This window comes from Romboutsia sp. D33t1_170424_H2, assembly GCF_015669105.1.
GTDB lineage: Bacteria > Bacillota > Clostridia > Peptostreptococcales > Peptostreptococcaceae > Romboutsia_C > Romboutsia_C hominis.
In genome coordinates this window covers 1-1,027 of sequence record NZ_JADOZQ010000038.1, presented here as the reverse complement: position 1 = coordinate 1,027, position 1,027 = coordinate 1, and the positions used below count along the sequence as shown (strand labels likewise).

Sequence of the window (1,027 nt, the reverse complement as noted above, 5' to 3'; positions counted from 1 at the left end):
CCTTCATCGCTCACGCGGCGTTGCTGCATCAGGCTTTCGCCCATTGTGCAATATTCCCCACTGCTGCCTCCCGTAGGAGTTTGGACCGTGTCTCAGTTCCAATGTGGCCGATCACCCTCTCAGGTCGGCTACTGATCGTCGCCTTGGTAAGCCATTACCTTACCAACTAGCTAATCAGACGCGGGTCCATCCTGTACCGCAAAAGCTTTGATATTTTTACCATGCGATAAAAATATATTATCTCGTATTAGCATACCTTTCGGTATGTTATCCGTGTGTACAGGGCAGGTTACCCACGCGTTACTCACCCGTCCGCCGCTCTTTACCGAAGTAAATCGCTCGACTTGCATGTGTTAGGCACGCCGCCAGCGTTCATCCTGAGCCAGGATCAAACTCTCAAATAAAAGTTGTTACCTGCTCAGACTATCATTATCTGAATATCTGGCTTGGTTTGTTTTCGATTCTTTTAAGAATCAGTTATATAAATTAACCTACTGTTTAATTTTCAAAGTTCTTATTTAAATATTGTGGTGGGCCATCAGGGACTCGAACCCCAGACCTACCGGTTATGAGCCGGGCGCTCTAACCAACTGAGCTAATGGCCCACAATATTTTGGTGCCGAAGACCGGAATCGAACCGGTACGAGAGGTAAGTCCCGCAGGATTTTAAGTCCTGTGCGTCTGCCAGTTCCGCCACTTCGGCATACCACGTGGCTACGTCTTACTCTCCCAGGAGGTCGCCCTCCAAGTACCATCAGCGCTAAAGAGCTTAACTTCTGTGTTCGGTATGGGAACAGGTGTATCCTCTTTGCTATAATAACCACATAATATGTTGTTGTCCTCTCTAGGACAAGTATTATAATATCATTTTTATGATATTTTGTCAACATTTTTTTCAAAGTTTTTTAATTAATACTCTGAAAACTGTATATCATTTAGTTAATGATTTTGGTCAAGTCCTCGACCTATTAGTATCGATAAGCTAAATACATTACTGCACTTACACCTTCGACCTATCAACCAGGTA

Annotated in this window: 2 tRNA genes and 3 rRNA genes; all 5 read right to left on the bottom strand. The window is 44.3% G+C overall.

Annotated features, from left to right (window positions below):
- A 16S ribosomal RNA gene (locus tag I4U66_RS14620) occupies positions 1–404 on the bottom strand; the annotation flags it as partial.
- A 124-nt stretch (positions 405–528) separates the two neighbouring features.
- Positions 529–605: transfer RNA gene (locus I4U66_RS14615), tRNA-Ile, on the bottom strand.
- A 9-nt stretch (positions 606–614) separates the two neighbouring features.
- Positions 615–703, bottom strand: a tRNA-Leu gene (locus tag I4U66_RS14610).
- 5 nt (positions 704–708) lie between these two features.
- Positions 709–825: ribosomal RNA gene (gene rrf / locus I4U66_RS14605) — 5S ribosomal RNA — on the bottom strand.
- Between the two features lie 123 nt (positions 826–948).
- Positions 949–1,027, bottom strand: a 23S ribosomal RNA gene (locus tag I4U66_RS14600); the annotation flags it as partial.